At 73.8% G+C, this 8,503-nt stretch carries 1 protein-coding gene; it reads left to right on the top strand.

The annotated features are described in order from the left end of the window. Positions 1–31: 31 nt before the first annotated feature. On the top strand, positions 32–8,392 hold the full coding sequence (locus ACWDVB_RS37160; protein WP_451612038.1) for a type I polyketide synthase: 8,361 nt from the start codon (positions 32–34) through the stop codon (positions 8,390–8,392). Positions 8,393–8,503: the final 111 nt, after the last annotated feature.

The following is an 8,503-nucleotide window of genomic DNA, read 5'->3' as shown; positions in this document are numbered from 1 at the left end:
GTTGATGCAGGCGTTGCCTTCGGGTGGGGTGATGGTCTCGTTGGAGGCTTCGGAGGAGCAGGCGCTGGCGTGGATCGGGGAGGCGGCTGTCGGGGGTCTGGTGTCGCTGGCCGCGGTGAATGGTCCGGTGTCGGTGGTGGTCTCCGGTGCTGAGGGTGCTGTGGAGCGGGTGGTGGAGCTGGCTGGGGCGGCGGGGTGTCGTACGCGGCGGCTCAGGGTGGGGCAGGCGTTCCATTCGCCGTTGGTGGAGCCGGTGTTGGAGGAGTTCGCGGAGGTTTTGCGGGAGGTGGACTTCCACGAGCCCGGCATTCCGGTGGTGTCGAATGTGACCGGTTCGGTCGCGGGCGTGGGTGAGCTGGGCAGTGTGGAGTACTGGGTGCGGCATGCCCGTGAGGCGGTGCGGTTCGCCGATGGGGTGCGGTGCCTGGTCGAGCGGGGTGTGACGGAGTTTGTCGAGGTCGGTCCCGAGGCGGTGCTGAGCAGCCTGGTGCAGGGCGAGGGTGTTGTCGCGATACCGGCGGTGCGTACGACGCAGGGTGAGGTCACGTCGTACGTACAGGCGTTGGCGCGGCTGCATACGCGCGGTATGCGGGTGACCTGGCCGACCCTGCGTCCTGGACGTCGCGTCGAGCTTCCGACGTACGCCTTCGACCGGCAGCGCTACTGGCCCCGGCGTTCCGGGCCCGTCGGCGTGGAAGCGGCCATCGGGTCCGTCGGACTCGAACCCACCGGGCACCCGCTGCTCGGTGCGAGGGTCGGTCTGGCCGACGGCGACGGCGTACTCCTCACCGGCCGGCTCTCGCTGGCCGAGCAGCCCTGGCTGGCCGACCACGCGGTGCTGGGCACGGTCCTCTTCCCCGGCGCGGGCTTCGTCGAGATGGTGCTGCGGGCCGGTGACGAGGTCGGGTGCGACAGCGTCGAGGAGCTGACGCTGCACGCGCCCCTCGTACTGCCCGAGGGTGCCACCGCGCGCGTCCAGCTCACCGTGGGCGACGCGGACGCGGACGGTCGGCGCGACTTCGCGGTGTACGCGAGGACCGGTGACGCCGGGCAGTGGACCACCCACGCCACCGGCGCGGTCGCCCCGGCCCGGACGGCGCCCGAGCAGCCTGCCCTGCCCCAGGTGTGGCCGCCCGAGGGCGCCGTGCCGGTCGCGGTGGACGGGCTCTACGAGCAGATGAGCGAGGGCGGCTTCGCCTACGGCCCCGCGTTCCAGGGGCTGACGGCCGCATGGCGCCGGGGGCCCGAGGTGTTCGCCGAGGTACGGCTGCCGGAGGGCGGGGAAGCCGGGGAGGCGGGCGACTTCTGCCTGCACCCGGCCGTACTCGATGCCGCGCTGCACGGGGTGTCCCTGCTGGAGGCGACCAGCGACGGCGAGCCGCCGCGCGGCCTGCCCTTCTCCTGGGAGGGCGTACGCCTCTACGCCACGGGGGCGTCCATGGTGCGGGTCCGCCTCGCCCCGGCCGGCACCGGTGGCGTCACGGTCACCATGACCGACGGCGCCGGGCTGCCGCTGGCCTCCGTCGACACGCTCGTCCTGCGCCCGGTCACCGGCGACCAGTTGCGCGCCGCACGCGGCCACGGCGACTGGCTGTACCGGACCGGCTGGGCCGAACTGCCCCCGGTCGCGGCCCTGGACGGCGCGCCCCGGCCCACCTGGGCCACCGTCGGAACCGAGGCCGCCGGGGTCACCCGCGCCGCGGACGCGGACGCCGACATCGAGACGTACGAGGATCTCGCGGGCCTCGCGGCGGCGCTCGACGCCGGGACCGTGGCACCGGAGGCGGTCGTCGTGGCGTGCCCCGACTTCTCCGGAGACGGAGGCAACACGGGAGACGTCCCGGAGGCGACCAAGGCGGCCACCGGCTGGGCGCTGGAGACGGTCCAGGCATGGCTCACCGACGACAGGTTCGCGTCGGCCCGCCTGGTCGTGGTCACACGGAACGCGGCGGGCGCGGTCGACGTGGAGGTGCCCGAGGAGCGCACCTCGGACAAGCGGACATCTGACGAGCGGGCGCCTGGCGAGCGGACTACAGACGAGCGCACCTCAGACAACCAGGCATCTGACAAGTCGGCACCTGACGAGCAGTCCTCAGACAAGCGCACCTCAGACAAGCAGTCCTCAGACAAGCACGCAGCTGACCAGCGCAGCCCCGCCCTGCCGCACGCCGCCGCCCGCGGTCTCGTCCGCTCGGCCCAGTCCGAGCATCCCGACCGCATCATCCAGCTCGACCTGCCCGCCGACCTCGACGACGGCACGGCCGCGGCCCTGGTGCCCGCCGTCCGGACCGCCCACGCGGCGGGCGAGCCCGAACTGGTCCTGCGCGGCAGCGCGCTGTGGGCGCCCCGACTCACCCGCACAGTCCCGGCGACGGCCCCGGCGGCCCCCACGGGCCCGGCCGAGGCCGGGCCGACCCCCGTCTGGGACCCGCACGGCACCGTGCTCATCACCGGCGGCACCGGCGTCCTCGGCGGCGCCGTCGCCCGTCACCTGGCCACCGAGCACGGCGTACGCCATCTGCTGCTGCTCGGCAGGCAGGGCCCGCAGGCCGTCGGCGCGCGGGAGCTCGTGGCCGAACTCGCCGAGCTGGGCGCGGAGGCCACCGTCGCCGCCTGCGACGTGGCGGACCGGCAGAGTCTTGCCGCCGTGCTGGCGGACATCCCGGCCGACCGGCCACTGCGCGGAGTGGTCCACTCCGCCGGCGTCGTGGACGACGGCGTCATCTCCTCGCTGACCCGCGAACGGGTCGACACCGTACTGCGCCCCAAGTCGCAGGCCGCCTGGAACCTGCACGAGCTCACCGCGGACCAGGACCTCACCGCGTTCGTGCTGTTCTCCTCCGCCGCCGGCCTCCTCGGCGCGGTCGGCCAGGCCAACTACGCGGCGGCCAACACCTTCCTCAACGCCCTCGCCGAGCACCGCAGGGCCCGAGGGCTCACCGCGCACGCGCTGGCCTGGGGCCTGTGGGAGCAGCGCAGCACCATGTCGGGGGTCATGAGCGAGCAGGACCTCGCCCGCGTCTCGCGCGGCGGCATGTCGGCCCTGTCCATCGAGGACGGCCTCGCGCTGTTCGACGCGGCGCTCGCCGCGGACGGCCCGGTGCTGGCGCCGATGGCCTTCGACCCGGCCGCCGTCCGCACCGACACCGCCGGGATCCCCCCGGTACTGCGCGGCCTGGTCCGCACCCCCTCCCGGCGTGTCTCGGGGGCGGAGCCGACCGGCGGGCTGCGCGAGCGGCTGCGCGCCCTGCCCGTGGCCGATCGCGACGAGGCGCTGCTGCGGCTGGTGCTGCGGCACGTCACGGCCGTACTCGGCCACGCGCCCGACCGGGACCTGGAGTCCGACCGGGCCTTCTCCGAGCTGGGCTTCGACTCGCTCACCGCGGTGGACCTGCGCAACCAGCTCGCCGCGGCCACGGGAGTACGGCTGCCCGCCACCCTCGTCTTCGACTACCCGACCCCGGCGGCGCTCGCCCGCCATCTGCGCTCCGAACTCGTGGACGAGGCGACCGGGACGAGCGGGACAACGACCCCGGCACAACCCCCGCACCGGGCGACGGGCGACGACGAGCTGATCGCCATCATCGGCATGAGCTGCCGCTACCCCGGCGGCGTCCGTACACCCGAAGAGCTGTGGCAGCTGGTCGCCGAGGGCAGGGACGGCGTCACCCCCTTCCCCGAGGACCGCGGCTGGAACGTACGGGAGCTGCACGATCCCGAGGGAGCGCGCCCGAACACCAGCTACGTCGGCGAGGGCGGGTTCCTGCACGACGCCGCCGAGTTCGACCCCGAGTTCTTCGGGATCTCGCCGCGCGAGGCCCTCGCCATGGACCCGCAGCAGCGGCTGCTCCTGGAGACCACCTGGGAGGCGTTCGAGGACGCGCACATCGACCCCGCCGCCGTGCGCGGCAGCAGGGTCGGAGTCTTCGCCGGGCTCATGTACCACGACTACGCCGCCCGGCTGCGGACCATCCCCGAGGAGGTCGCCGGCTTCCTCGGCAACGGCAACACCGGCAGCATCGCGACCGGCCGGGTGTCGTACACGTTCGGTTTCGAGGGTCCGGCGGTGACGGTGGACACGGCGTGCTCGTCGTCGCTGGTGGCGCTGCACCAGGCGGCGCAGGCGCTGCGCCACGGCGAGTGCACCCTGGCCCTGGCGGGCGGCGTCGCCGTGATGGCGACCCCGGACTCCTTCGTCGAGTTCAGCCGCCAGCAGGGCCTCGCACCCGACGGCCGCTGCAAGTCCTTCGCCGCGGGCGCGGACGGCACCACCTGGTCGGAAGGCGTGGGCCTGCTGCTGGTGGAGCGGTTGTCGGACGCGCGGCGCAACGGGCACGAGGTCCTCGCGGTGGTGCGGGGTTCGGCGGTGAACCAGGATGGCGCCTCGAATGGTCTGACGGCGCCGAACGGTCCGTCGCAGCAGCGGGTGATCCGCCAGGCGCTGGCGAGCGCGGGGGTGAAGCCCGCCGAGGTCGACGTCGTCGAGGCGCACGGCACCGGCACCCCGCTCGGTGATCCGATCGAGGCGCAGGCCGTCCTCGCCACCTACGGCCAGGACCGCCCCGACGGACAGCCGCTGTTGATGGGCTCCTTGAAGTCCAACTTCGGTCACACGCAGGCCGCCGCCGGGGTCGCGGGAATCATCAAGATGGTCGAGGCGATGCGGCACGGCGTGGTGCCGAAGACGCTGCACGTGGACGAGCCGACACCGCACGTCGACTGGTCGGCGGGCGCGGTGGAGCTGGTGACCGAGAACCGGGCATGGCCGGAGACGGGGCGTCCGCGCCGGGCCGCCGTGTCGTCGTTCGGCATCAGCGGTACGAACGCGCATGTCGTCCTGGAGCAGGCGCCGACGGAGCGACCCGCCGCTGAACCCGCCGACGAGCCGACAACGGACACTCCGGGTGGCGTGCTGCCTTGGGCGCTCTCCGCGAAGTCCGCCGCCGGGCTCCGCGGACAGGCCGCGAGGCTGCGGGAGTTCGCCGCCACGGCGCAGGCGTCCGACGCGGACATCGCCTGGACGCTGCTCTCCGGGCGCTCGGCCATGGAACACCGTGCCGTGATCACCGGCGCCACCCGCGAGGAACTCCTGTGCGGCCTGGACGCCGTCATCTCCGGAGAACCCGCACCCCACACCGTCCTGGACCGCGCGAAGGCCGGTCGTTCCACCGCTCTGGTGTTCTCGGGCCAGGGGTCGCAGCGGGTGGGGATGGGGCGTGAGTTGGCTGGTGTGCCGGGGTTCGGTGAGGTGTTTGAGGAGGTGTGCGGGGCCTTTGACGGGGTGTTGGAGGTGCCGTTGCGTGAGGTGTTGTGGGCGGAGGTGGGTTCGTGGGCTGCGGGGTTGTTGGATGAGACGGCTTATACGCAGGCCGGGTTGTTCGCGTTCGAGGTGGCGTTGTTCCGGCTGTTGGAGCGTTGTGGGGTGGCCCCTGACTTTGTGATGGGGCATTCGGTGGGTGAGTTGGCGGCGGCTCATGTGGCGGGTGTGTGGTCGCTGGGGGATGCGGTGCGGGTGGTGGCGGCTCGGGGCCGGTTGATGCAGGCGTTGCCTTCGGGTGGGGTGATGGTCTCGTTGGAGGCTTCGGAGGAGCAGGCGCTGGCGTGGATCGGGGAGGCGGCTGTCGGGGATCTGGTGTCGCTGGCCGCGGTGAATGGTCCGGTGTCGGTGGTCGTCTCTGGCGCTGAGGGTGCTGTGGAGCGGGTGGGGGAGTTGGCTGGGGCGGCGGGGTGTCGTACGCGGCGGCTCAGGGTGGGGCAGGCGTTCCATTCGCCGTTGGTGGAGCCGGTGTTGGAGGAGTTCGCGGAGGTTCTGCGGGAGGTGGACTTCCACGAGCCCGGCATTCCGGTGGTGTCGAATGTGACCGGTTCGGTCGCGGGCGTGGGTGAGCTGGGCAGTGTGGAGTACTGGGTGCGGCATGCCCGTGAGGCGGTGCGGTTCGCCGATGGGGTGCGGTGCCTGGTCGAGCGGGGTGTGACGGAGTTCGTCGAGGTCGGCCCCGAGGCGGTGCTGAGCAGCCTGGTGCAGGGCGAGGGTGTTGTCGCGATACCGGCGGTGCGCACGACGCAGGGTGAGGTCATGTCGTACGTACAGGCGTTGGCACGGCTGCACACGCGCGGTACGCGGGTGACCTGGCCGACCCTGCGTCCTGGACGCCGCGTCGAGCTTCCGACGTACGCCTTCGACCGGCAGCGCTACTGGCTCGACGAGCCCGCCGTCACGGAGGGGGAGCACATCCCCGAGCTGGACCAGGCGTTCTGGTCCGCCGTGGAGGGCGAAGACATGGACGTACTGGCCCGCACCCTGGGCGTCGACGAGGAGGAACGGCAGGCGCCGCTGCGGGAGATCCTGCCGGTCCTCGCCGACTGGCGCCGCCGGTCAAGGGAGCGTTCGGACCTCGGCGAGCTCTGCTACGACGTGCACTGGCGGCCGCTCGCCGAACCTGCCGACCGGCCGACCGGCACCTGGCTGTACGTCACCGCCGGTGGCGCGGCGGCCGCCGAGTGCGTCGCCGCGCTCGAACAGCAGGGCCTCCACCTCATCCCCGTGGACGTGTCCGCTTCCGCCGACCTCACCGAGGGCGCGAGCCCCGACGCACTCGTCGGGGCGCTGCGTGCCGCACTGCCGGACACGCCCGTGCGCGGCGTGCTGTCCCTCCTGGCGCTCGCCCAGGACGAGGAGACAGAGACAGAGGACACCGAGGAGACAGAGGACACCGCCGCGCCGCTGGCCGGCACGCACGCCCTGGTGCGCGCGCTGGGTGAGCTGGAGGTGGCGGCGCCGCTGTGGTGCCTCACCCGAGGCGCGGTCGCCGTCGCGGGCGGTGAGGAGATCCGACCGAGTCAGGCGCAGGTGTGGGGCCTTGGCCGGGTCGCGGCGCTGGAGCACCCGGAGCGCTGGGGCGGCCTGGTCGACCTGCCCGACGGGCTCGGGGCGCGCGACGCCGCGCGGCTGGGTTCCGTGCTGGCCGGAGCGACCGGAGAGGACCAGGTGGCGCTGCGCCCCTCCGGTCTGCTGGCCCGGCGGCTGCGGCGGGCGCCGCTCGCGGTCACGGCGGGCGGCGCGGGCTGGACCCCGCGCGGTGCCGTCCTGGTCACCGGCGGCACCGGGGCCCTCGGCGCCCACGTGGCCCGTCGGCTGGCCCGCTCGGGCGCCGAGCACCTGGTGCTCACCAGCCGCCGCGGCCCCGAGGCGCCGGAGGCGGCGGCCCTGCACGCCGAACTGACCGGCCTGGGCGCCCGGGTGACCATCGCCGCGTGCGACGTGGGTGACCGGGGCGCGCTGGACGCGCTGCTCGACAAGCTCGCCGCCGACGGTGTCCGCGTCACGGCGGTGCTGCACACCGCGGGCGTCGCCCAGTCCAGCCGCATCGACGAGACGGGCCCGGACGAAGTGGCCGCCATCAGCGCGGGCAAGGTCGACGGCGCACGCAACCTGGACGAGGCGTTCGCGGAGGCCGACCTCGACGCGTTCGTCCTGTTCTCCTCCACGGCCGGCGTCTGGGGCGGTGCGGGACAGGGCGCCTACGGAGCCGCCAACGCCTACCTCGACGCGCTCGCCGAACAGCGCAGGGCGCGCGGTGCCGTCGCCACCTCCGTGGCCTGGGGCCCGTGGAGCGAGGGCGGCATGGCGGCCCGCGACGACGCCGAGGCGCACCTGCGCCGGCGCGGCGTGCGGGCGCTTGCCCCGGACACCGCGCTGACCCTGCTCCAGCACGCGATCGGCCAGGGGGTGGCCTGCCTGACGGTCGCCGATGTCGACTGGGAGAGGTTCGCGCTGTCGTACACCTCGACCCGGCCGAGCACCCTGCTCTCCGACATCCCCGAGGCCCAGCGGGCGCAGGCGCCCGCCGAACCGGCCCAGGACAGCGCCGACGAGCTGGCGCGGCGGCTGTCCGGGCTCTCCGCTGCCGAACAGCGGCAGACGCTGACCGAGCTGGTGCGGCTGCACGCGGCGGCCGTCCTCGGACACACCGGGATCGCGGCGATCGAGGCGGACAAGCCCTTCCGGGACGTCGGGTTCGACTCGCTGGCGGCGGTCGAGTTCCGCAACCGGCTGACCGAGGCCACCGGGCTCGGGCTCTCCGCCACCACGATCTTCGACTACCCGACGCCGGGCGAGCTGGCCGAGCACCTGCGTTGCGAACTGGGCGAGGACGAGCTGTCCGAGAAGTCCGTGCTCGCCGAGATCGACCGCCTCGAGGGCAGGCTCGCCGCGGTCACGGCCCAGGCGGCGGCGCCCTCACCGGACGTACTGGCCCGGCTGGCGGCCCTGGTGGGGCGCTGGTCCGCCCCGACGCCGGGCGAGGCGGCGGGCGAGGCGGCCGGGGAGCGCCTCCACACCGCGACGCGCGACGAGATCTTCGACTTCATCGACAACGAGCTGGGCCTGTGAACGGCGGCAGCACGTGGGCCCACGACAACGGCAGTCCGAAAAGCACGAGCGGTGAGCGGCAAGGCGCAGATGGCGCAGATGGCGCAGATGGCGTCACACGGGGAGACACAC

It is taken from the genome of Streptomyces sp. NPDC003379 (assembly GCF_053589195.1).
This window is presented reverse-complemented; position numbering and strand designations above follow the sequence as displayed.